The organism is Marinomonas sp. PE14-40, from assembly GCF_051623805.1.
Classification (GTDB): domain Bacteria; phylum Pseudomonadota; class Gammaproteobacteria; order Pseudomonadales; family Marinomonadaceae; genus Marinomonas.
The window spans coordinates 4,714,956-4,737,076 of record NZ_CP130700.1 but is presented as its reverse complement, the minus strand read 5'-3'; the positions used below and the strand labels follow the sequence as shown (position 1 = coordinate 4,737,076).

The 22,121-nt window shown below is 40.4% G+C and carries 21 protein-coding genes; 6 read left to right on the top strand and 15 right to left on the bottom strand.

The window, feature by feature from the left end:
- Positions 1-53 precede the first annotated feature (53 nt).
- Both Q0A08_RS21925 and Q0A08_RS21920 read right to left on the bottom strand, forming a co-directional pair.
- Positions 54-719, bottom strand: a complete 666-nt coding sequence (locus Q0A08_RS21925) for a substrate-binding periplasmic protein (protein ID WP_438463638.1) — start codon at positions 717-719, stop codon at positions 54-56.
- Positions 720-1,072: 353 nt separating this feature from the next.
- Positions 1,073-1,426, bottom strand: coding sequence for a GFA family protein (locus tag Q0A08_RS21920; protein WP_438463637.1), 354 nt, complete (start codon positions 1,424-1,426; stop codon positions 1,073-1,075).
- Between the two features lie 383 nt (positions 1,427-1,809).
- Between Q0A08_RS21920 and Q0A08_RS21915 the strand changes: the two genes are divergently transcribed.
- Positions 1,810-2,097, top strand: coding sequence for a hypothetical protein (locus Q0A08_RS21915; RefSeq protein WP_052702058.1), 288 nt, complete (start codon positions 1,810-1,812; stop codon positions 2,095-2,097).
- A gap of 183 nt (positions 2,098-2,280) precedes the next feature.
- On the opposite strand, the gene Q0A08_RS21910 is transcribed toward Q0A08_RS21915, so the two are convergent.
- Positions 2,281-4,449, bottom strand: coding sequence for a malate synthase G (locus Q0A08_RS21910; protein ID WP_438463636.1), 2,169 nt, complete (start codon positions 4,447-4,449; stop codon positions 2,281-2,283).
- Between the two features lie 576 nt (positions 4,450-5,025).
- Here Q0A08_RS21910 and Q0A08_RS21905 point away from each other — a divergent pair.
- On the top strand, positions 5,026-6,621 hold the full coding sequence (locus Q0A08_RS21905; protein WP_438463635.1) for an isocitrate lyase: 1,596 nt from the start codon (positions 5,026-5,028) through the stop codon (positions 6,619-6,621).
- Between the two features lie 175 nt (positions 6,622-6,796).
- Here Q0A08_RS21905 and Q0A08_RS21900 read toward each other — a convergent pair whose 3' ends face one another.
- The 3 genes from Q0A08_RS21900 to Q0A08_RS21890 all read right to left on the bottom strand — a co-directional run bounded on the left by Q0A08_RS21900 (position 6,797) and on the right by Q0A08_RS21890 (position 10,017).
- Positions 6,797-7,201: a hypothetical protein gene (locus Q0A08_RS21900; protein ID WP_438463634.1), complete on the bottom strand. Its 405-nt coding sequence runs from the start codon at positions 7,199-7,201 to the stop codon at positions 6,797-6,799.
- A 107-nt stretch (positions 7,202-7,308) separates the two neighbouring features.
- Positions 7,309-8,985, bottom strand: a complete 1,677-nt coding sequence (locus Q0A08_RS21895; protein ID WP_438463633.1) for an amidohydrolase — start codon at positions 8,983-8,985, stop codon at positions 7,309-7,311.
- Positions 8,986-9,132: 147 nt separating this feature from the next.
- Positions 9,133-10,017 carry a LysR substrate-binding domain-containing protein gene (locus tag Q0A08_RS21890; RefSeq protein ID WP_438463632.1) on the bottom strand — a complete coding sequence of 295 codons (885 nt, stop codon included), beginning with the start codon at positions 10,015-10,017 and terminating at the stop codon, positions 9,133-9,135.
- A gap of 153 nt (positions 10,018-10,170) precedes the next feature.
- Between Q0A08_RS21890 and Q0A08_RS21885 the strand changes: the two genes are divergently transcribed.
- Positions 10,171-10,848: an FMN-dependent NADH-azoreductase gene (locus Q0A08_RS21885; RefSeq protein ID WP_438463631.1), complete on the top strand. Its 678-nt coding sequence runs from the start codon at positions 10,171-10,173 to the stop codon at positions 10,846-10,848.
- Between the two features lie 18 nt (positions 10,849-10,866).
- On the opposite strand, the gene Q0A08_RS21880 is transcribed toward Q0A08_RS21885, so the two are convergent.
- On the bottom strand, positions 10,867-11,547 hold the full coding sequence (locus tag Q0A08_RS21880; protein WP_438463630.1) for a response regulator: 681 nt from the start codon (positions 11,545-11,547) through the stop codon (positions 10,867-10,869).
- A gap of 5 nt (positions 11,548-11,552) precedes the next feature.
- Positions 11,553-12,770, bottom strand: a complete 1,218-nt coding sequence (locus Q0A08_RS21875; RefSeq protein WP_438463629.1) for a histidine kinase — start codon at positions 12,768-12,770, stop codon at positions 11,553-11,555.
- Between the two features lie 611 nt (positions 12,771-13,381).
- On the opposite strand from Q0A08_RS21875, the gene Q0A08_RS21870 reads away from it, so the two are divergent.
- From Q0A08_RS21870 to Q0A08_RS21860, 3 genes are read left to right on the top strand one after another with little or no spacing between them, the layout of a single operon-like run.
- Positions 13,382-13,597, top strand: a complete 216-nt coding sequence (locus Q0A08_RS21870; protein ID WP_438463628.1) for a hypothetical protein — start codon at positions 13,382-13,384, stop codon at positions 13,595-13,597.
- Between the two features lie 32 nt (positions 13,598-13,629).
- Entirely contained in the window at positions 13,630-14,259 is a 630-nt protein-coding gene (locus Q0A08_RS21865; protein ID WP_438463627.1) for a class I SAM-dependent methyltransferase, read from the top strand.
- The gene (locus Q0A08_RS21860; protein ID WP_438463626.1) at positions 14,252-14,809 is read left to right on the top strand and encodes a hypothetical protein; all 558 of its coding nucleotides are present in this window, start codon (positions 14,252-14,254) and stop codon (positions 14,807-14,809) included. The genes Q0A08_RS21865 and Q0A08_RS21860 overlap by 8 nt, the downstream gene beginning before the upstream one ends.
- Before the next feature lie 22 nt (positions 14,810-14,831).
- Here Q0A08_RS21860 and Q0A08_RS21855 read toward each other — a convergent pair whose 3' ends face one another.
- The 7 genes from Q0A08_RS21855 to Q0A08_RS21825 all read right to left on the bottom strand — a co-directional run bounded on the left by Q0A08_RS21855 (position 14,832) and on the right by Q0A08_RS21825 (position 22,118).
- Positions 14,832-15,464, bottom strand: a complete 633-nt coding sequence (locus tag Q0A08_RS21855) for a LysE family translocator (RefSeq protein ID WP_438463625.1) — start codon at positions 15,462-15,464, stop codon at positions 14,832-14,834.
- A gap of 152 nt (positions 15,465-15,616) precedes the next feature.
- Positions 15,617-16,045 carry a GNAT family N-acetyltransferase gene (locus Q0A08_RS21850; protein ID WP_438463624.1) on the bottom strand — a complete coding sequence of 143 codons (429 nt, stop codon included), beginning with the start codon at positions 16,043-16,045 and terminating at the stop codon, positions 15,617-15,619.
- 201 nt (positions 16,046-16,246) lie between these two features.
- A complete protein-coding gene (locus Q0A08_RS21845; RefSeq protein WP_438463623.1) occupies positions 16,247-16,672 on the bottom strand; it encodes an organic hydroperoxide resistance protein in 426 nt (141 codons plus the stop codon).
- A 131-nt stretch (positions 16,673-16,803) separates the two neighbouring features.
- On the bottom strand, positions 16,804-17,259 hold the full coding sequence (locus Q0A08_RS21840; RefSeq protein WP_438463622.1) for a MarR family winged helix-turn-helix transcriptional regulator: 456 nt from the start codon (positions 17,257-17,259) through the stop codon (positions 16,804-16,806).
- 151 nt (positions 17,260-17,410) lie between these two features.
- On the bottom strand, positions 17,411-17,860 hold the full coding sequence (soxR, locus tag Q0A08_RS21835) for a redox-sensitive transcriptional activator SoxR (protein WP_438463621.1): 450 nt from the start codon (positions 17,858-17,860) through the stop codon (positions 17,411-17,413).
- Between the two features lie 333 nt (positions 17,861-18,193).
- Positions 18,194-19,816 (bottom strand): BCCT family transporter, encoded by a 1,623-nt coding sequence (locus Q0A08_RS21830; protein ID WP_438463620.1) that lies wholly within the window; start codon positions 19,814-19,816, stop codon positions 18,194-18,196.
- Between the two features lie 187 nt (positions 19,817-20,003).
- Positions 20,004-22,118 carry an acetate--CoA ligase family protein gene (locus tag Q0A08_RS21825; protein ID WP_438463619.1) on the bottom strand — a complete coding sequence of 705 codons (2,115 nt, stop codon included), beginning with the start codon at positions 22,116-22,118 and terminating at the stop codon, positions 20,004-20,006.
- Between the last annotated feature and the right edge of the window lie 3 nt (positions 22,119-22,121).

Below are 22,121 nucleotides of genomic sequence, written 5' to 3'. Positions count from 1 at the left end.
TTAAATTGATTACAACAATACTAGATGATAATCCCCACTCACGCCTTTTCTCTTTAGTAATCCGTCAGTTTGCCCACCGGTAAATCAAGGCCATATTGATCTAATAACGCCAGCCAATAATCATCTTGGCCAAGCTGCTCTACCACCTTATTTAAAGCTTGGAACACTTGCGAATTATGATTGACTAAAATGTGCCTTGTATAAGAGTTAAGAGGATTTGGTGAGTAGTAAACCTTATGGCCTAACTTCATCTCTTTTTCATAGTACTTCATGGTCGTCAATGGGATTAAAAAACTATCTACCCTGTTTTTTAAAAGCATGCCGATATTCTGCTTCACATAGCTCACATCACTACGAATGATCTTACCTGCGTCGATTTCCTCTTGAATACCACCATATAGATGACCTCGAATACCGCCAAGGACAAAACCCGGCTGCATTAAAGAGCTGGGCCCTTCAAAAATAAAAGGGCTTTTACTTTTGGATATAAAACTTTGTTCGTCTTCTAATAAGCGCTCTGTCCAACGATATTTTTGCCTTTGTGTATCAGCGAAGAAGACAGGGTTAACCCACAAAACCGCCCCTTTAAAACCATTATTGAGATAAGAGTCAAGCCGCTTTCTAGGAACAACTTCAAGCTCATATTGATAAGAATCATCATTTGAAAAAAGATTAAGCAGTTCAACAAAGTCGTAACTCAGACCCTTTTTGTCCGACATACTGATCACAAAAGGCGGGTAATCATAATAACTCCAGAGAGTCACAACCTCTTTCTTTACTGGAGGAGAGTCGACCAGAGGCGAGCTAACAAGGGAAGAACTGAAACAGAAAAAGAGCAAGGATAACGCCAAAAAACACTTACGCACAAAACCACCTAGAGACGAATCTCTTTTTGCTGATATTTTAAACAATTAAAATATAAACGATTGGTCAACTTTTATGCAATTTTGGCGTTTTCACCTTATGAGAAGAAAGCCCTCTAATAAGGACTTATAAAGACCTTGGTACTAAGCAGTGAGCAAAGACGATCTTTTACACTGTAATGGCGCGCGCAGCAGTCGTGCAAGGTCTTTTATAATAAATTAGCGCCATCGAATTCAGACAGACTCAGTTGCTTCAAGTCTAAGCCATCAACACAATTCAGATTCACACGATAATAACCAGGTTTACGCAAAGTTTGATGAAATGGGTAAATGCCACACTGATTACAAAAATGATGTTTAGCCACTTCAGAGCCAAAGGTATAAGTTGATAAAGCCCCTTGCTGAATGTCTCTCTGCAACTCAGCTTCACTCACAACAAAAGCACTCATAATAGCGCCCTTCTTAACGCACAATGAGCAATTGCAGGTTAGCCCCTCAGTAATTTGAGGCACATCGAAAGTAAATTTCACACTACCGCAATGACACTGACCAGAATACTGCATATAAAACCTCGTCCTTAGCTATTTTTTTATGGATAAAAGCATTAAGGAAGCTGCGAATAAGTTCTCCCGCCTCAGCGTGTGGATAAAATGCCTGAGATTTAAGGCGAGAGCCGCAACTTAATAGTTATTCTATTGATCAGGCTCTCAACTTATAGATAAGGCTTTTAGCCCACGCCCTTCGGGTCTTACGGAAAAAATGTCACTCTGTTTTCCAATATCCTTAAAAGAGTAGACTGAGAAGAGGTGACTTAATCACAGTTTCCTTAAACAAATTAAGGCTAAATAGCGTAAACTCTTGCGGTTAAGAGAAGCAAGCTCCAAAAGCCTAAAATAAGAGTAAGCTTTTAACGATCTAAACTAACTAACAAGCCTAGAGAAAGCATTTGAAACCTTTTAAAGTAACAGACCTACCAAAGCATATAACTTATCAAATGACAGCCATCCCAAGTGATGATGCAAGAGTCTCTGGCACTCCAGATAAAACCCCTTTTAATAAACAAGAAGCGGCAGAAGTACATTACCTTATTACCCGCTTCGCCAGTGCGAAGCGCCTAAAGCTTAAAAAGTCACTGGTCAAAGTGGCAGAAGTGATTCATGCAGAGCTGCCAAAAGAGCAAAAAACTCAAATTGAAGCAATGAAATGGCTACAAGCAAACTGGAATAAGTTTTAGCACCTTACCCCATTTTCAATAAATACAAAAAAAGCCGATATATGAAAATATATCGGCTTTTTTATTTAATATCTAAACGCAAAAAATTACGATCTGATACTTAGTGGGATTTTGCTTTCAGGCGAGGCATAAAGTCTAAAAGCAAAAGAGCCTTAGTGCTTCACACTAAAGCCCTCCACTATATTATTGTGCTTTAAAATCAATACGGTATGCATGTAAAAGAGGCTCAGTATAGCCAGAAGGCTGAACTTCACCTTTGAAAACAAGATCACAAGCCGCTTTGAAAGCAATGCCATCAAAGTTAGGTGCCATGTTTACATATTCGCTATCACCCGCATTTTGCCCATCAACAATAGCTGCCATACGCTTCATAGATTCCATAACCTGCTCTTCTGAGCACACACCGTGTGCTAACCAGTTAGCAAGGTGTTGAGATGAAATACGCAAAGTCGCTCTGTCTTCCATTAGGCCAACATTGTGAATGTCTGGCACTTTAGAACAACCAACACCGGCATCAATCCAACGAACAACATAACCAAGGATACCCTGCGCATTGTTGTCGATTTCAAATTGGATCTGCTCAGCAGTTAGTGCACTTGCATCAGCCATTAGCGGAATGCTTAGAATATCATCTAGGCTAGCGCGGCCGCGGCTTGAAAGCGCTTCTTGACGTTCAAAAACACTGACTTGATGATAATGAGTACTGTGCAAAGTCGCACCGTTTGGCGAAGGAACCCAAGCTGTGTTAGCACCAGATTTAGGGTGACCAATTTTTTGCTCTAGCATGGCAGCCATTTCATCTGGCATAGCCCACATACCTTTACCGATTTGTGATTTGCCAGGAAGGCCGCATTCGATACCTACATCAACGTTCCAATCTTCGTAAGCTTGGATCCAAGCTTGCTGCTTCATGGCAGATTTAGGCACAAACGCACCCGCATGCATTGAGGTATGAATCTCATCACCAGTACGATCAAGGAAACCTGTGTTGATGAATACAACACGTTCAGAAGCGGCACGAATACACTCTTTTAGGTTAACTGTAGTACGACGTTCTTCGTCCATGATGCCAACTTTTAGCGTATTGCGAGCAAGACCAAGTGCATCTTCAACACGGCCAAATAGCTCAACAGCGAAAGCCACTTCTTCAGGGCCATGCATTTTCGGTTTAACAATGTTCACACTGCCCGCACGGCTATTGGTTAGCGTATTGGTTTTGTTTACATCATGCATAGCGGCAAGCACAGTCACCATAGCATCCATGATGCCTTCAGGTACTTCATTACCGTCTTTATCAAGGATCGCAGGGTTAGTCATTAGATGACCAACATTACGAACAAACAACATACTACGGCCATGCATTACAAGTTCAGCACCATCAGCGCCAGTGTATACGCGATCAGGGTTTAGAGTACGTGTTACGGTTTTGCCATTTTTTTCAAATGACTCTTCCAGAGTACCCTTCATTAAGCCTAACCAATTTGAATAAACTTCAACTTTATCTTCTGCATCTACTGCAGCAACAGAGTCTTCACAGTCCATAATGGTTGTGATTGCCGCTTCTACGATTAAGTCTTGAATGCCAGCAGTATCTGTTTGACCTACAACACCACTTGCATCAATCAAGATCTCGATATGCAAGGCATTATTTTTAAGCAAGATAGCGCTAGGTGCACTTGCTTCGCCACGGTAACCAATAAATTTTTCTGACTGAGCCAGACCTGTTGTTGTGCCATCAGCCAAAGTAACAACTAGCTGACCATTTTCAACAACATAAGCTTGTGTACCAACATGAGAGCCATTTAACAAAGGCGCTGCATTGTTTAGGTGATTACGAGCAAAAGCAATTACCTTGTTACCACGAGCAGGGTTATAACCTTTACCTTTTTCTGCACCACCTTCGTCAGAAATAGCATCTGTGCCATAAAGTGCATCGTACAAGCTACCCCAACGACCGTTTGCAGCATTAAGGGCGAAACGTGCATTTTTAACAGGTACAACTAATTGAGGTCCTGCTTGCTCTGCAATCTCAACATCAACGTTAGCCGTGGTAATTTTAAAGTCTGGCCCTTCTGGAAGAAGGTAACCAATTTCTTGTAAAAAGGCTTTATATGCGACTGCATCATGCGCTTGATCCGCACGTTCTTTATGCCAAGCATCAATTTGTGCTTGTAAGGTTTCACGCTTCGCTAACAGATCTTTGTTTTTTGGTGCTAGATCAGTCAGAATGGCTTCGAAGCTAGCCCAAAATTGCTTCGTTTCAACACCTGTACCAGGTATGATTTTATCGTTCACTAGTTGCCAAAGGTTTTCGGCAATTTGTAAGCCACCTTCTTGAATTCTTGCAGTCATAAACCCCTTCCTAATCTTTCACTTTTAGTCTTACTAGTTTGCTCATTTAGCATGAGTTAATTGTATCAGAATTTCATTTTATGAAACATATGTTACGAGCCGTTAACACTTATTCCTCACATTCATACAAATAATAAGATCATTCATACAAAAAATGATTATTTCAATTTTAGCTGGCTAACTATATTTGGTTTTTTCACTAGGCAAAATTGTAATTTATTTTCACAAAATACGAAAAGGCCAAGATAAACCCTAATCAAATGTACTAAAGCTACATATAGCGCCTATCAACTAGGCTTTTCATTGAATATAGCTGTCTATAAATATGACCCCATTTCATTCAAAATGCACATTCATATTCTAAATGATAGCAATGCACAATATAGATTAGACTAATTCAGGTTAAATTCTCTATGCTGTTTCACATGGTCAAGCAAGCGGTAACGCAAGCAAATGCTAATGACCAGATGCAAAGCTTAAAAAGAAAGTGAGTCCTTAATAAGCTTCATCATAAAAACAAAAAATTATTAAACAGTGCTAACTAAGTAGTGCAACTGTCACCATTGAGGAAGAAACATGTCAAACTATAAAAACGATATCGACACTACCGCTAGCCTTATCGCATCTCAAGGTGCGCCATGGAATGCAATCAACCCTGAGTTTGCCGCTCGTATGCGTGCTCAAAACCAATTTAAAACAGGCCTAGACATTGCCCGTTATACAGCAAAAATTATGCGTGCAGATATGGAGCGTTACGATGCTGACTCTTCACAGTACACTCAGTCTCTAGGTTGCTGGCACGGTTTTATCGGCCAACAAAAAATGATTTCTATTAAAAAACATTTCAATAGCACAGATCGTCGCTACCTTTACCTTTCAGGTTGGATGGTTGCAGCGCTTCGCTCTGAGTTTGGTCCACTTCCTGACCAATCTATGCACGAGAAAACCTCTGTATCTGGTTTGATCGAAGAGCTTTACACCTTCCTACGCCAAGCAGACGCTCGTGAACTAGGTGAATTATTCCGCAGCTTAGATTCTGCTCGTGATGCAGGCGACAATGCCGCTGAAGATAAAGTACAAGCTGAAATCGATAACTACCAAACTCACATCGTGCCTATCATTGCTGATATCGATGCAGGTTTTGGTAACGAAGAAGCAACTTACCTACTTGCGAAACAAATGATCGAAGCAGGTGCTTGCTGTATCCAGATCGAAAACCAAGTATCTGACGAAAAACAATGTGGCCACCAAGACGGTAAAGTCACTGTGCCACATGAAGACTTCTTAGCGAAAATCCGTGCGGTTCGTTACGCTTTCTTAGAACTAGGTATTGAAGACGGTGTCATCGTTGCACGTACAGACTCTTTGGGTGCAGGCCTTACTAAGCAGATCGCTGTAACCGCTGCTGAAGGTGACCTAGGTGATCAATACAACAGCTTCCTAGATGTGGAAGAAGTTGATGCAAGCAACATGAAAAATGGTGATGTACTACTTAACCAGAAAGGCAAATTGGTTCGTCCTAAGCGCCTTCCAAGTAACTTGTTCCAGTTCAAAAAAGGTTCTGGCGAAGATCGCGTAGTACTTGATTGCATCACCTCTCTACAAAATGGTGCTGATCTACTTTGGATCGAAACAGAGAAGCCACACGTTCAGCAAATCGCTAGCATGGTTAACCGTATTCGTGAAGTTGTGCCAAATGCGAAACTTGTTTACAACAACTCACCATCTTTCAACTGGACACTAAACTTCCGTCAGCAAACATTTGATGCTTGGACAGAAGCAGGTAAAGACGTATCAGCTTACGATCGTGCCAACCTAATGTCAGTTGAATACGATGCAACTGATCTAGCAACAGAAGCAGATGAAAGCATCCGTACTTTCCAAGCGGATGCAGCACGTGAAGCTGGTATCTTCCACCACCTAATCACATTGCCAACTTACCACACAGCAGCATTGTCTACTGACAATCTTGCGAAAGAGTACTTCGGCGAGCAAGGCATGCTAGGTTATGTGAAAGGTGTACAGCGTCAAGAAATCCGCCAAGGTATCGCTTGTGTGAAACACCAAGCAATGGCTGGCTCTAACATGGGTGATGATCACAAAGAGTACTTCTCTGGTGATGCCGCGCTGAAAGCGTCTGGTAAAGACAACACCATGAACCAATTTGGTTAATTCTCTGCCTCCCCGCATTAGAGCTGATTGACATAGGCTCGAAAAAGAGAGTTACCAAAACCCTGAAAAGAGGCTGGCTATCATAAGTCCAGTCTCTTTTTTTGGGCCTTTAATCTCTAACAAAAAGACAAATCCCCACCTGAGAAACTTATCCTAGATAAATCCAATAAGGTTATCAGCCACTCGCTAAAGCATCCCACCAATCGTAAACATACAAAGCAATATAGATAGGCAATAGCGCCCAAAGAAGAGGGTCATCCCAGAAGGAAAAAGTGGTTCCAATTGCGGCGATGGCAAGCACCATAAGTTCGGTGATACCGACAAATAAAAGAAACTTAGTGATATGAACAAAATAACGTTGAACCGTATGGTTTAACTTAGTCTTTTGATAGGTCGCTTCGAAAACACCAATAATGCCAGCCGCCATTAACAAACCTATCACAGTCAAAATAGATGACTGATTCGATTTATCCATTTCAGCCATACTCTCAAAGGTATTCAAAAACAAAACAGGGGCGACTAGCCCCAACAAAATACCTTGTTTAATCGCTACTTCTAAATAGTACTTAGGTTTTTCCATTTATAGCCAATCTCCTGGGCCTTTTAACTTTCTTTCAATTTTATTTTTCGCTTTCGCTGAAGAGAAAGGCTGCACTCAATTTATGCAAAACTGAATACAGCCTTAAACTAATAACTCTCAGAATCAAAGACAACTTTGCCTTGCAACATTGTCATGAGAATTTCAGTGTCAGCAATCTTGTTAACACGCATTTGCCTTATGTCTTTTTCTAAGATGGCAAAGTCAGCGGATTTCCCCACTTCAATAGAGCCTGTCACCGCTTCCAAGCCTAAGCTATGGGCAGCGTTAATAGTATAAGCCTCTATCGCGCTTTCAATATCAGGCAAACCTGTTTTCCCCATAATGACACTATTAGCAATACCAACTAATGGATTAATATCATGCACATTCCAATCACTGCTTAGCGTGACGTTTGCTTTGGAGTCATAAATGGCCCTTAAATTCATCAAGGCTTTCGTGCGTTTTGCCCCTAAAAAAGCCTCTGCCCATTGATGATCATGATAAGCCACATAGTCAGAACCCACCTGAAAGTCCGCACTAATATCTAGCTCTTCAAAACGAGGCACGTCTCTTTTATTCACTAACTCAACATGGGTTAAGGTATAAGGCTTGGTAGAACCAAGATCACGCATAGCCTCGATTGCATTCAATGACTCTCGCACAGCACCATCTCCTATGGCATGGATATGTGCACTGAAGCCAATTTTATCTAGCTCACTCAACCAAGCTTTCATTTTTTGAGGCGATATATAGTTGATGCCACGGGGCTCATCAGGAATATAAGTATCAAAATATGGTGTTAGCATTTTCGCTGTGCCATTGATAAAAATACCATCACTGTACATCTTCACCTGATCGACCAATAACAGATCCTTCTCTTGTCGAGATTGGATAGTCGATAGATAGGTCAACTGCTCTGCCATAGGGTCAGTTGGATAAATCCAAGGCCTTAAAGACACACGCGCGGTGAGATCACCTGACTTTTGTGCTTCTTGCCACACTTCATACCAACCCCGCTTCCAATATAAACGACCATCACCAATGGTTGTTATCCCATGAGCTGCAGCCTGCTCAAGGCCAGCCATCAACCCATCGTAGCTTTGATCAAATTGATTACTTAGGCTATTCCAAGCCATTTCCATCACAATATCACCGGCGTTATCCATCAGGATGCCATTCAGCTCGCCAGTTTCTTCATCCTTTAGAATTTTCCCACCTTGGGGTTCTGGAGAGTATTTAGTAATGCCAGCTTGTTTTAATGCGACAGAGTTAACCCACATAGAATGAGAAGTCTGCTCCATCAAGACAACAGGCTGATCAGGGAAAATCTTATCTATCACTTCTAACGGCGTATAAGGCCCTCTTTCTAATAGCAAGGCATCAATTGAAAACCCATAACCCGTTAACCATTCATTTGGATTCGCATTTCGACGACAAGCTTTTAAATAACGAACCTGCTCTTTCAAGTTGCCATCCATGCTTAATTCACAGCTACCACCGGCTTCAGATGCGGCTTCAAACACGTGGTTGTGGTTATCAATAAAACCCGGCATCACAAATGCGTCTTGCAAATCCACAAGCTTGGTTGCAGATGATTGGTAGCCCAAAGCATCAGCTTGATTACCTATATAGAGTATCTCACCATTCGCCACTACGATTGCATCTGCCGTATCGTGACCATAAATAATCCCATTGGTAAGAATCATATCCGCTTGTGCAAAAGCAAGCGTGCTCGCACTTATTGCCAAGCCAGTTAACAAGGCGGTTGAAAAAATTGGTTTCATCGCATCTTCCTTCGTATTTCTTATGATGAATATCAAAGCTAATTAAGTATTCAATTAAGTATATCCCAGTAAATTTTAGTGATAAAAATACTCAGCATTCGATTTTTTGATAGCGCAGCTAAAGGCACAACAATGATATCTAGGTACTCAACGTCTAGTGCTAAACTCAGCCGTGAGCCAGTGACGAAAGGCGGTCACTTTTTTACTTGGCGTAGAAAGATCATTTATCAGAATATAATAACTTAAGCCTTCTAAACTTGAGCCTTGGGGATGCCTTTTTAACCAAGCTTGTTGCAATGGAGTTTGGATAAGTAAATTACTCACAAAAGCGATACCTTGCCCAGCAAGTGCTGCCTGTATGGTATGCTGTTCTTGATCATAGGAACAAATCATTAACTTGCTACTCACTTCATCTTCCAACTCAAAAACGCGCTGCCAAGTCATAGGCTTTAAACGAGCGTTTTTCCATTTTGTCTCTATTAGCTGCGCTTTTCTAAAATCAGGAAATGCCTGTATATAAGCCTCTGTGGCATACATGCCAAACTCTTCGGTCACAAGTTTAGTAGCAGCCTTATCTTGAGGGTCAAACTCGCCATAACGAATTGCTAAATCTATACGCCTATCTTTGGTGAGATCCTCTAATGCGTCTTCGGTTTTTATCACCACTTCAATGTCAGGATGAGACTGATAAAAACGCTCTAGGTTTGGCACTAACCAATGGGAAGCAAAAGAGCTGGTCGTGCTCACACAAAGGCGTGTCTTTTGGTCCGAAATTTCCTCAAGCACGGCCGAAATTTGTGCAAGAGATTGATGAGCCACTTGCGCTAGCTTCTCACCATCTTGGGTTAGAAGAATATGGCGAGTTTTTCGCTCGAACAATAAAGTGCCTAGCCTTTCTTCGAGCGCTCTTATTTGATGAGAAACCGCCGTTGGCGTCACATTCAACTCAAGAGCAGCCTCTTTAAAGCTTTTCAACCTTGCTGCCGAGTCAAACACACGAATACTGTTTAGTTGAGGTAAATGAGAAAACATAAAACACTTATATGGATGAGTTAATCTCATCTATAAGAAAAAATTCATCTTTTGTCAAAGCAAACCTTTCACCCCATGATAACCACAGATCAATCAGGCCTAAAAAAGCCAGATGACACTCTAAACAGAGAAAAGCAAAAAGGAGACAAAAGCATGCAAACAGATAGCCCAAAGATACTTCACATAGATACCAGCGCGAGACAATTCGATGAATCCAAAGAGAAGCATAATTCACTTTCAAGGAAGCTTGCTAACCGCTTTAAAAAACAATGGTTAACCTTGCAACCAAAAACAGAATTCATCTATCGTGATCTTGCAATAAGTCCACCAGACTTTATTGATCAAGCTTGGATAGAAGCCGTCTTCACTCCAGAAGCACAAAGAACAGCAGTACAGAATGCGAAAGTAACCCTATCAAACACCTTGATAGACGAGTTAATTGCGGCAGATATCATTCTGCTTTCTACTCCCATGTATAACTACGGCATGCCAGCGGTATTAAAAGCCTGGTTCGATCAGGTGATTCGAGTAAACAAAACCTTCTCATTCGATCTTAAGCGAGGTGACTATCCGTTAAAGCCCTGCTTATCAGGAAAAATCATGGTGCTTCTCACCTCTTCTGGCGAGTTTGGTTTTGAAGCAGGTGGTATAAGAGAAAGCATGAATCACCTAGGCCCTCATATCAAAACCTTGAGCCATTATTTAGGTGTCGAAAGCTTCTATGAAATTGGTTCAGAGTATCAGGAATTTGGAGATGAGAGACATGCTGAATCAGTTAACAAGGCAGAAGAAGCCATTTCAAAACTCGTTGGAAGGCTATCTCATAAATAGGTGAGAACACCCACTTAATCATTCACTAGCTTTGTTATGTGCACCAACTCGAATAACACCATTTTCATAAGCAAAAATGACAGCTTGAGCTCTATCTCTGAGTTCAAGCTTACTTAGTAAGCTAGATACATGAGTTTTTACGGTTGATTCACCAATAAATAAACGACTGGCTATTTCACTATTATTAAAGCCAAATGCTAGGTTTTTTAAGATCTCTTTTTCTCGTATCGTTAGCCTCTCTATATGTCCTGTTACATTTGTATGAGAAGGCTTTAACTCAACAAAAGCTCCGATCAGCTTCTTAGTGATTGAAGGTGTTAACAAAGCGCCTCCCTGAGCAACCACATGGACTGCAGCAATTAACTCATCAGGAGGTGTATCTTTTAAAATAAACCCACTTGCACCTTCTCTTAATGCACGATAAATATATTCATCTAAATCAAAGGTAGACAAAATTACGATACGGGTCTGTATATTTAAATCCCCTAGAATAGCTGAGGTTGCAGACAAACCATCCATTTCAGGCATTCGAATATCCATTAAAATTAAATCAGGGATGTATTTCTTTGCGGCTTCAATTGCTTCTACGCCATTGGCACATTCAGCGACAACCTCAATATCACTTTGATGATCAAGGATCATAGATAACCCGCTTCTCACCAATGCCTGATCATCAACTATAACAATTCGTATACTCATGCTGCTTATTCCTGCTCAAAAGGCAAATAACACTTAACTTGGAAACCACCCTGATCTAGCTTTTTCGTTTCAAGCGTACCCCCTAATAACACAATTCTTTCTCGCATTCCTATAAGCCCATAACCTGACCTTTCTGGTACTTTCTCTTTTTCTGCCAGACCCTCATCTTTAATTTCTATCTGTATATTATTTTCATTATATTTAACACAGACATGCACAGATGCCTTCTTACCAACATGTTTTAATACATTAGTAAGAGACTCTTGAATAATACGATATATTGTTAAGTCCATACTCACCGGCAGAGCTTTATTTAAAGTAGGCATTTCCATCGTCACAACTAAGCCTGCGTTACAAAAATTTTCGACTAATTTAGGGACATCACCTAACCCCGGCTGAGGTGCTAATTCACACACTTCTTCATCAGGCCTAATAACACCAAGTAAACGCCTCAACTCAATCAGCGCCTCTCTACCAGCATGCTCTACGGCATCCATTGCATTCATCGCTTTTTGAGGTTCTTTTTTAAACACTATTTTTGCAGCCCCAGCCTGAACTGTCATTAAGCTTACTTGATGAGCCACAACATCATGAAGCTCTCTTGCAATGCGCCCCCTCTCTTCTTCTACCGCTTTCTTCGCATCATTAATTTTATCTTTCTCAAGCTGCTCTGCTCTCTCTTGCAATAGCTGCAAGTATTCACGCCTTGCTAATACTCTTCTCCCTATATACCAAGACAGAAATAAAAAGATAAAAGAGAAGCCCATATCTGTCAGTGTTTCATTCTTATCAAAGATTAAAATGAGCCCTATCAACCCAATCGTTGCACCACCTAACTGACTTAACTTATCTCTTATCTCATACCTCCCAACACTATATAAGGCAATTGGAACACCAAAGAAATCAAAAGAAAGCCCTAGAGCAGTTGCTATCGCCATCATAAGAAGCGTAACCGCTAGCACTTTTAATGGATGTTCTTTTCTCCAGTAAAGAGAAATAGAAGCAATTGCCAACAGAATAAGGAGCAAGGCTGGCGTTTCGTCCAAGGCTCTAATGATGACCTCATCGCCATCCCCTTCTGAAGAAACAAAAACTGAAGCCAGAAAAACACAAATAGCTAAAACAACTTCACTCAAATTCGGCCAGCGTGCAAATGGTCCTTTAATAGGAATAAAGCTAGGCACTGAATATTGTGGAGTCTCTGTCTCTTTTTTCTTTTTCATTTGTATACCTGTGAACATTGAGCAAGAAGGTAAATCATACAAGATAACTTTTTAAACTAAATCCTCCTAAATAGTGATTTTTCCTCTCATAAATCTAAAGATGCCTTCATTAATAAGGAAGAAAGCTACTACTTTTGGATGACCTAATTTCACCTAATTGGCGGATCAATAAGAGCCTAACTTGCCTGTAAGACCACCTTTATAAACATATAAAAAATGGAAATCTAAAGCTCAAGATTAGGACATTCATGATGAAAAGAAACTTTTATATAGGCTTCTCAACACTGGCATTATTTCAGTTTCTTCTCAACTTAAGCCAATATATCAACCTTTATGATTTGCTAAAAATTTGGCGCCTGACATTTCTGTGGCTCAAACTGTTCTAATGATTTCATCATCAAATTTACTCAAGATTATACTTTCATTTAGACGCCACCCATCTATCTCCCTTACCTCTAGACATAAAATTAAAATCATCCTTTTTGGTGATCTAATTTCATACAAAAGGCGGATGAAGAAAAAAAGCTAATTGATAAACTTACCATCTAAGTCATAACGGCTAAAAGTCACACTAGAACCCGAATAAAACATTAAAAACTTAGGAATTAAAAATGAAAAAAGTCTTTATTTTACCTTTTGCCTCTCTGCTTTTAATTGCTTGTAGCTCGAATCAGAACAAACATGAATATTTTACTGAGGCTGCAATGGCTTGTAGCAATGTCTGTGAAAATCATCCTGAAATTAGTGAATTAAGCAGCTCCGGTGGAATTGGTTCACCTTTATTATTTATTGGAGGTATGGAGACCTCTTGTAAATGCTCTAGATAAATTTAAGCGAATGGTTAAAAGGTAATATGATGATGAAAAATAAATCTGCTTTTTGGAACCGACTTTCAAAGCACTATTACAAATCTCCGGTAAGAAACCCTCAAAATTATAATTCAAAACTTGATCAAATTAGCCAATTAATCAGACCTGAATCATCAATACTTGAACTTGGTTGTGGAACAGGTTCCACTGCCCTTAAGCTTTCAAGTAAAGCTTATAGTTATACCGCTTATGATTTTTCTGAAGAGATGATAAAAATAGCCAATAGAAGATTAGACAATGAGAAACATAAAGTAGAGTTTATCCTTAAAGATATTGAAGCGCTCTCCCTGCCTTATAAATACTATGATATGGTGATGGCTCATAGTGTTTTACACCTCTTAGAGAATGCTGAAGATGTGCTAGAGTCAATGCTTAATGCCGTAAACTATAACGGCTATATAGTCCTGAATTTAATACTGCTAAAAGACATTCCGTTCCCTTTAAAAGCTTTATTATCATTTGCTCAAATATTAAGGCTAGCACCTTATTTAGAATATCAAAATGAAGTGAATTTCATAAAAATAATACGTGCGAAAAATTTTAAAGTAATGCGTTTTTGGAAATTAGACAAAACAAGTATATTCGTCATAGCTCAGAGAAGAGAAAGTTATAATGATTAATTTTCTTTTTAAATCAATCATTATATTAACAGCGCTTTATATTAGTTTTATTTTCAGTCAAAACTCAGAAAGTATTACTAATCTCATGCTAAAAGTAAGAGAGAATCAGATTATTTTTTCTGCCATTTTAATTTTATACATTATTTTATTAGCAATCCCATATATACCTTCAGCAGAAATTGCCCTCTGCCTCTTAATTGTACTAGGTAACGAGAGCTCTTCTATAATTTATTTTTCTACAATTATTGGCTTAATGATTCCTTTCTTAATTGGTCGTTATTTTTCAGAAAGAAAAGATAAAAAGATTGAAAACTTCTTCATCCATTCAAAAATATTAACACATATAGGCAGGTTCAACCCTGTTGTAACACTTGCACTCTTAATAAATATGCCTGGTAACACGTTACTAGGCGGGGGTGGAGGGATAGCAATGACATTTGGTTCAGGAAAGCTGCTTTCTCCTTTCAAATATTTATTAGGTGTGCTCGTAGCAGCCTTACCAATTTTTGTCATTGGCAAGGCTACTGAATATCTAGCTAACTATTTTTAGAGCTTCTCTCTATGATGGGCTCTCAGTTTTTTACTTGTAAAAGCGCCACACCAAAACCAATAAAAATGCCGCCTGTAACGCGGTGGAAGATTTTAACTAGACTCACGTTTTTAAACCAATGACGAACGGATTTCGCTAGGTAACCAAAGCTTGCTAGGCTGATAAAAGACAGCGCCATAAAGGTAAGTGTCATTATCATAAACTGTGGGAATGCCGCTAAGCTGGTATCCAAAAACATTGGAAAAAAAGCAACAAAAAAGAGAATCGCTTTTGGATTAGTCATGGCGATCATGAAGGCTTCTTTGAACTTAGCAAAGTAGTTGATCTTAACGCTAGCTATCTGTTCATTTTCAGATTCAACAAAGAAGGTATCCTTACTTCTAAACTTTTTAATCCCAAGGTAGACAAGGTAGCAGGCACCTAAAACCTTAAGAATCGTAAAAAGTAGCGCTGAGGTTTTTAGCACTAAGCCCAAACCCAACATTGAGATAGAAGAGAGTATAAATATCCCCATGATATTACCCAGCGCAGCTGCAAGGACAGATTTATAACCCCAAGATACTCCGTTCGAAATTGCCAGTATGATGGCAGGTCCAGGACTCACTACATTTAAAAATGCTGCTGCGGTGAACATTAACCAAACTTCAAATGCCATGTTTATCCCTCTTTGTTGACTAAGGTTTAATCCCATTCAATAGCCCAAAGATTCTACGCTTTTTGTATAAGAAGGATACAAGTGAGCGGAAAAACACTTTTTATTTTCATTATTTTTTATCAATAACCTAATGCTGAAGCGACTACATCAAGTCACTCACTAGATTTTGCCATTGTGTACTCAAGGTGACCTGTAAACTCGTCTTTTTGTTTGCTTTTAATGCTAAAGCCTTGTCCTAAATAAAATAGAATACTTGCCTGATTCTCTTGATACACAGACAAACTCAAGCTATCTCTTTGCTTTAATGCATGGGCAATAAGCTGCTTCCCGATACCTTTACCTTGAGACGCTATTGCTACAAAAATTGCAGCCAGCTGGTCATCATTGAGAGAGTAAAAAGCAATCGGCTTAGCATCCTCCTCATAAACATAAGTCTCTGAGTTAGGAAGGTAAATATCTCTCATCGCCTCGACTTGAGACTGCCACACTTGCTCATCGACAAAGCTGTGAACCTTGATAGAAGCCGTGAGCCATATATCAACTAGTGCTGGGATATCATTTGGAGTTACAGGTCTTATCATTTTATTCACTATTTTCTTCACCGGTTTACGTTAAAGCCATTTAGAGTCGGGCTATAGTGACAAGATTAAGCGAAATATGATTGAAGATTTGCGGCAGTTTTCACTTTGTCGTTTCATACTCCTCAAAAACAAGAAAACCCCAGACAAGCTGAGGTTCTTTTAAACTTTCTACAGGCTCAAAATGAACCCTGAGAGTTTGTTTTAAGCAACACTTACATCAACATTGATGTTACCGCGAGTGGCGTTTGAGTAAGGGCAAACCACGTGTGCTTTTTCTACTAAACTAGTGGCGGTTTCTTTATCAAGGCCAGGAATAGAAACACTGATCGCCGCTTCAATACCAAACCCTGTTGGGATAGGGCCAATACCCACACTTGCAGAAACTTTGGTGTCATCAGGAATCGCGACTTTTTCTAGGCCTGCAACATACTTAAGCGCACCAAGGAAACATGCAGAATAACCAGCTGCAAACATTTGCTCTGGGTTAGTCCCTTCGCCACCAGCACCACCTAGTTCTTTTGGCGTAGATAATACAACAACCAATTTGCCGTCATCAGATTGAGCCTGACCTTCACGGCCACCTGTTGCACTTGCGTATGCTGTATAAACTGCTTTTTCTAATTTCATGGTTTTATCCTCTATTTTGATTAATTATCTTCATTTATATTTTAAAGTAGCCAACTACTAAATAGCGCACTACTTTTATATTTTAAAAAAAAGAAGTTTTCACTTCTTCCTTAGCCTTCATTCAAAAAGTATTACATGTTCTTCAATAAGTTATCTCTTAATTTCTCTAACTTATCTTTGGTTTCTTTAAACTCTGTCATATCCATATCAGCGGCACATTTGGCCTTTTCCATAATACTAGCTACCTTGGCTTCCATCTCTTTTGCATTTTGCGTTAGAGAAACGATGACACTTCGCTCATCTTGCAAGGCACGCTTTCTTGTTACTAAATCACTGGCTTCCATTCGCTTTAATAAGGGAGTCAGTGTGGCAGAATCTAAATACAAGCGCTCGCCAATGGCATTTACCGCCTGCTCATCTTGCTCCCATAAGGTCACTAGGACCAAATACTGAGAGTAAGTTATGTCTAATGGCTTAAGCAGCTTTCGGTATAACTTGTTCATTGCTAATGAGGTTGAATAAAGTGAGAAGCACAATAAGTCATCAAGCTCAGGGGCGGACGTTTTTATTGAAGTTTTATCTGACACTTAAACTCTCTCATTAACTTTAAATTATTTTCTAAAATCAGCTTATTTATCAAGCTTGTTATGCAATATACATAGCGCACTATTTAAAATCAAGCTTTGCGTTACACCTTTTTAATAAAGTGCCTCAAGTAGGCTGAATGACGAAGACCTCTCACTTATCATGATGGGCCTCTGATTGCTCCCATAATACGGGGCCACTGGCCTCTTCTCCCAGTTTGTCATCTGGGTTACGCAATTTACACTGTGTCATAGAAAGACAACCACAACCAATACAGGTATCTAGCTCATTCCTTAAGGCTTGTAACTTAGCAATCTTAATATCTAGCGCTTCTTGCCAAGCATTTGCCATTTCCTGCCATTCGGCTTTACTTGGGGCATGATCAGACGGTAAATGATCCATGGCTTCTTTAATTTCAGATAAGCTCATACCCAGCATTTGCGCGGTTTTAATCACAGCAATGCGGCGTAAAACATTTCTATCGTAGCGCCTTTGATTACCCGCATTACGCCAGCTTTGAATCAGGCCTTTCTCTTCATAAAAGTGCAAGGTCGATACTTTTACATCAGCACGTTTTGCCACTTCTCCAACACTTAATGCCATAAAGCTTCCCTTTATATTTTTACTAAAAAAGCAAAGCACCTGCCCTGGAATGGAAACAGGTGCAAGCCTTAAGGAACCTGTGATTAAGTCACCTCTTCTCAGTCTTATCAGAAAAAGTATCACACAAGGCGTTACTTTTTCTGAAAGACCCGAAGGACGTGGTCTAAAAGCCCTATCTCTATGTTGAAGACCTTATCAATAGAATCACTATTAAGTTACGTTCCTCGCCATAAATCTAGCGGCTTTTATCCACACGCTGAGGCGGGAGGACTTATTCGCAGGTTTCTTAACATTTAAATCGCTTTATTAAGTAAATACTCTAAAAGCGATCATTTAAGCAGATTTTACCAGATTTTCATCTGTATCTTGCGCTTCACCTTTGTGACTTAACAAAGCTTTAATCAAGGAGATTGTCATTAATACCATGATGACTGAGAAAGGTAGAGCACCTATAATCATGGCAGTTTTGATCACCCCTAGACCACCAGCAATTAACAGAGCGCCAATCAGAGCCGTTAAGAAAACACCCCAAACGATAATATGAGAACGTGGTGTTTGTGCTGTGCTACCACCCGCATTAATGGTGTTTACCACCAAAATAGCTGAGTCAGCTGACGTCACCAAGAAAGTCATTAGCAATACTACGATTACCGCTGACATCAATTTCGCCCCTGTATCAGACATTAAGACATTCAAAGTCTCATAGATTTGCGCTGAGATGTTCGCCCCTAGAATCTTACCTTCGGCAAGGCCTGAAAGCTCAAGATCTAAAGCGGTACCACCAACAAAGGTAAACCAGATAAAACAAACAAATGAAGGTATCAAAGTGGCACTTAAGACAAACTCTCTGATGCTACGACCTTTAGAAATACGTGCAAAGAAGATCCCTACAGCAGGCGCATAAGCAATCCACCAAGCCCAATAGAAGATAGTCCAACCTGACTGCCAATCGCCTAAGGCTGTGCCTTTTTCTTCAACGTTAACCGCCATAGAAACAAAGTTAATTAGGTAATCAAATGTGCCTTTAGCAAGTAGCTCAATGGCTAAAAAAGTCGATCCAAAAATCAAAAAGAACAACAATAAAACCCCTGATAGGGACATATTGATATTACTTAGCCATTTTACACCTTTACCCACACCACTGATGGCAGATAAGGTGGAAAGCGCCATAACAAAAACCAAAGCCACTATCATAGCTGTCATGGTAGGTGCGCCATCACTCATAATCCAATCAGCACCCGTTATATTGTAAACACCGGAAGCAAACTGGCTCACTCCATAACCTATGGTTACTGCAATCCCTAAAATGGTGGCTAAGACAGCGGTAATATCAACAATATGACCAAAAGTGCCATTTAACTTATTACCGAACAAGGGCGTAAGTACCGACCGTATTGTTAGAGGTAGCCCTTTGTTATAGCCAAAGTAAGCTAAAGCTAGACCCACTAGTGCGTATATTCCCCAAGCAGAAAAACCCCAGTGCAAAAAGCTGTAGCGATATACAGACGCTAAGGTGTCACTTTGTTTAGCGGCTACTAAACCTTGAATAATATCGGGATTATTGGCGAAATGGTAAATCGGCTCACCCGTTGAATAGGTCAGCATACCCACACCAATGCTGGCACCAAACATCATAGAAACCCAAGAAAAGCGTGAAAACTCAGGCTTTGAATCAGTACCACCTAAAACGATATTCCCCACCTTAGGTACCATAGACAGAGCAATGGCCGTTAAGGCAAAAAATGCCATGACATAAATATAGTAAGTTCCAAAATTGCCTAGCACTAACGCGTTAACTTGAGACAAGACACTTTTAGCTTGATCTGGAAACACTAAAGCCCAAAGTACAAGCACCATGATTAACATTTTAGAGGTTAAAGTCACTGCGTGATTAAACCCCTTATAAAAGCCATCTTGGGCTGTGTCTATGACCACCTCGTTTGATTGATTTTTCATATAAATACCTTGTTTTTATTATGTCGTGGTAAGCAGTGCACTCTCCCTAGTGCTATTTAAATTCCGCTTTCAGCTGCTCCTTGCATCACTTTCAACAGGGTTCTCAGGCAACAAAAAGCCCGCCTGAAAACCAAGGTAGTCAGTGATAAATTATTAAATTGCTTAGTTAATGATTTGAATAAAGGTGCTAGGCGGCGCTCTGCTTCGCGCCGACTTCTTTGGCGATAACTAGGGCATCCACAGCAATACTTCCCTTGTCATTCACTATGATGGGGTTAACGTCTATCTCACTGATGACATCAGAAAGATCTGCTGCTAAATGAGAGAAGTTAGCCAGTTGCTGGGCAAGTTGATTAAGGTCTGCTGCTTTCGCGCCTCGGACACCAGCTAATAAAGGACGAGTTCTTAAGCTGTCTATCATTGTCATGGCTTCTACTTCATCAAATGGAGCTAAAGAGAAAACCCTATCTTTCAAGACTTCGATATAAATGCCGCCACTACCAACCATGACCATAGGGCCAAACTGCGGGTCGTTTACCATACCAAAGGCAAGCTCTGTACCTTGACCAACCATAGGCTCAATCGTCACTCGGTAACCCAAACGATTCGCAAGGTCATCATAGGCTTCACTCACGTCAGTCACAGAATTAAGATTAAGCTTTACCCCATCGACATCTGACTTATGGTGAATATGTGGCTCGGCGGTTTTAAGCACCACAGGGAAAGTCATCTTTTCAACGGCTTTTAGAGTGTCTTCTTGGGTGTGCGCTTCTTGTGGATTCGCAATACCAATACCGTAATCCGCTAATAGGTTTAAGCTGTCGGTCTCACTCATAGGTAAGCCTGTTACTAATCGGGTATGCCATTTATCTTTGCGAGCTGGGTTGCTGATGTTCTCGACTGTGGCATGTGCTTTGGCTTGTTGGTCACGATTAGCAAATAGGTTTGCAATCGCCTTTACCGCATTCTCAACGCCGTTTACTAATGGAATATCATGATCCATCAGGTCTTCAGCAATGCCAGCATTTAGCGCTAGTGAGAAGGTATTCAATACAATGAAGGGTTTACTTGAATACTGTTTTACTTCTTTTGCGATTTCGATAAATTCTGGCATATAAATAAATTCATCACGGGCCTCAAACTCAAAGACACCCACAGCCACATTTGGATCCTCCATAATGTAACGCACACTATCACGGAAAACTTCCGCATAATCTGGCGTAAAAGGCCCTGCGGCATCCAATGGATTAACCGCTTCTAAACCTAGAGGCAACCTTTGTTTGAGCTTATTCATGGTGTCGTCAGTCAAGTTAGCAAAGGTCAAATCATGCTCTTCTGCTGTATCAACAAATAACTCTCGCAAACCGCCTGAATCCCCAATATAGCCAAGATCACCAGCCCCTAAATTACCTCCTTGAGAAAGAATCTGAGCACAGGTCATAAGGTCATCAAGTGAGTCAGTGGCTATGACACCGTATTTTTTAAACAAGGCGTCATAGGCCGTATTATTGCCAGCGATGGCACCAGAGTGAGTCGCTGCTAGTTGCGCACTAACTTCAGTACGGCCAACTTTTGTTACCACAACAGGTATGCCTTTACGCTTGGCTTTTTCTAATACTTTGACGAAGTTTTCTGGGTTACGAATGGCTTCCATAAAGATGGCAAGAACACGGGTGCTTTCTTGCTCTAGGGCGAAGTCCATATATTCATCAAGAGAGGTCGCAATTTCTTGCCCAGCAGATACCACAAGGTTAAAGCGGAAACGCCTGTCGTTTGATGTTGGTAAAACAAAAATAGAACCAGAATGTGCAATCAAAGATATGTGGCCCGCTTTGCGCTCACCAGGGGATTGGAAACTAATGTAGGCATCGTTATCAAAATTGTAATACCCCATGCAGTTGCCACCGCAAATAGGCATGTTGGCTTGCTTAGCTTTGTAAGCAAGTCGCTCTAACAAGGTTGGACTGGCTTCTTCTTCGAGTTTGCAATAATCAAAGATAGTCACTCCGCCAATATTCAAACTGATGGCTTCATCAAAAAGCGGCTCCATTCTATGACTCGCGACACTTAACACCGCCATATCAATCGCTACTGGAATATCAGATAAGCTTGCGAAACATTTGTGCCCTTCTATCTCATCGTATCTTGGGTTAACAAGAAAAACCTGCCCCTTATAACCGCCACTTAGCAGTACCTGTAACATGTCATGGCCTACCGTGCCTTCTCTTGGTGAAACGCCAACAAGGGCAATGGTTTGTGGCTTTAGTAGTCGATCTAGGTAATGAGTATTTGAAAGTGTCATAAG

What these genes read in the sequence shown, in the direction of transcription:
- Q0A08_RS21860 (WP_438463626.1), top strand. Translation starts at nt 14,252, where the DNA reads ATGATTAATTTTCTTTTTAAATCAATCATTATATTAACAGCGCTTTAT.
- Q0A08_RS21845 (WP_438463623.1), bottom strand. Translation starts at nt 16,672, where the DNA reads ATGAAATTAGAAAAAGCAGTTTATACAGCATACGCAAGTGCAACAGGT.
- Q0A08_RS21865 (WP_438463627.1), top strand. Translation starts at nt 13,630, where the DNA reads ATGAAAAATAAATCTGCTTTTTGGAACCGACTTTCAAAGCACTATTAC.
- Q0A08_RS21870 (WP_438463628.1), top strand. Translation starts at nt 13,382, where the DNA reads ATGAAAAAAGTCTTTATTTTACCTTTTGCCTCTCTGCTTTTAATTGCT.
- Q0A08_RS21905 (WP_438463635.1), top strand. Translation starts at nt 5,026, where the DNA reads ATGTCAAACTATAAAAACGATATCGACACTACCGCTAGCCTTATCGCA.
- Q0A08_RS21850 (WP_438463624.1), bottom strand. Translation starts at nt 16,045, where the DNA reads ATGATAAGACCTGTAACTCCAAATGATATCCCAGCACTAGTTGATATA.
- Q0A08_RS21885 (WP_438463631.1), top strand. Translation starts at nt 10,171, where the DNA reads ATGCAAACAGATAGCCCAAAGATACTTCACATAGATACCAGCGCGAGA.
- Q0A08_RS21825 (WP_438463619.1), bottom strand. Translation starts at nt 22,118, where the DNA reads ATGACACTTTCAAATACTCATTACCTAGATCGACTACTAAAGCCACAA.
- Q0A08_RS21895 (WP_438463633.1), bottom strand. Translation starts at nt 8,985, where the DNA reads ATGAAACCAATTTTTTCAACCGCCTTGTTAACTGGCTTGGCAATAAGT.
- Q0A08_RS21855 (WP_438463625.1), bottom strand. Translation starts at nt 15,464, where the DNA reads ATGGCATTTGAAGTTTGGTTAATGTTCACCGCAGCAGCATTTTTAAAT.
- Q0A08_RS21890 (WP_438463632.1), bottom strand. Translation starts at nt 10,017, where the DNA reads ATGTTTTCTCATTTACCTCAACTAAACAGTATTCGTGTGTTTGACTCG.
- Q0A08_RS21900 (WP_438463634.1), bottom strand. Translation starts at nt 7,201, where the DNA reads ATGGAAAAACCTAAGTACTATTTAGAAGTAGCGATTAAACAAGGTATT.
- Q0A08_RS21925 (WP_438463638.1), bottom strand. Translation starts at nt 719, where the DNA reads ATGTCGGACAAAAAGGGTCTGAGTTACGACTTTGTTGAACTGCTTAAT.
- Q0A08_RS21910 (WP_438463636.1), bottom strand. Translation starts at nt 4,449, where the DNA reads ATGACTGCAAGAATTCAAGAAGGTGGCTTACAAATTGCCGAAAACCTT.
- Q0A08_RS21880 (WP_438463630.1), bottom strand. Translation starts at nt 11,547, where the DNA reads ATGAGTATACGAATTGTTATAGTTGATGATCAGGCATTGGTGAGAAGC.
- Q0A08_RS21920 (WP_438463637.1), bottom strand. Translation starts at nt 1,426, where the DNA reads ATGCAGTATTCTGGTCAGTGTCATTGCGGTAGTGTGAAATTTACTTTC.
- Q0A08_RS21830 (WP_438463620.1), bottom strand. Translation starts at nt 19,816, where the DNA reads ATGAAAAATCAATCAAACGAGGTGGTCATAGACACAGCCCAAGATGGC.
- soxR (WP_438463621.1), bottom strand. Translation starts at nt 17,860, where the DNA reads ATGGCATTAAGTGTTGGAGAAGTGGCAAAACGTGCTGATGTAAAAGTA.
- Q0A08_RS21875 (WP_438463629.1), bottom strand. Translation starts at nt 12,770, where the DNA reads ATGAAAAAGAAAAAAGAGACAGAGACTCCACAATATTCAGTGCCTAGC.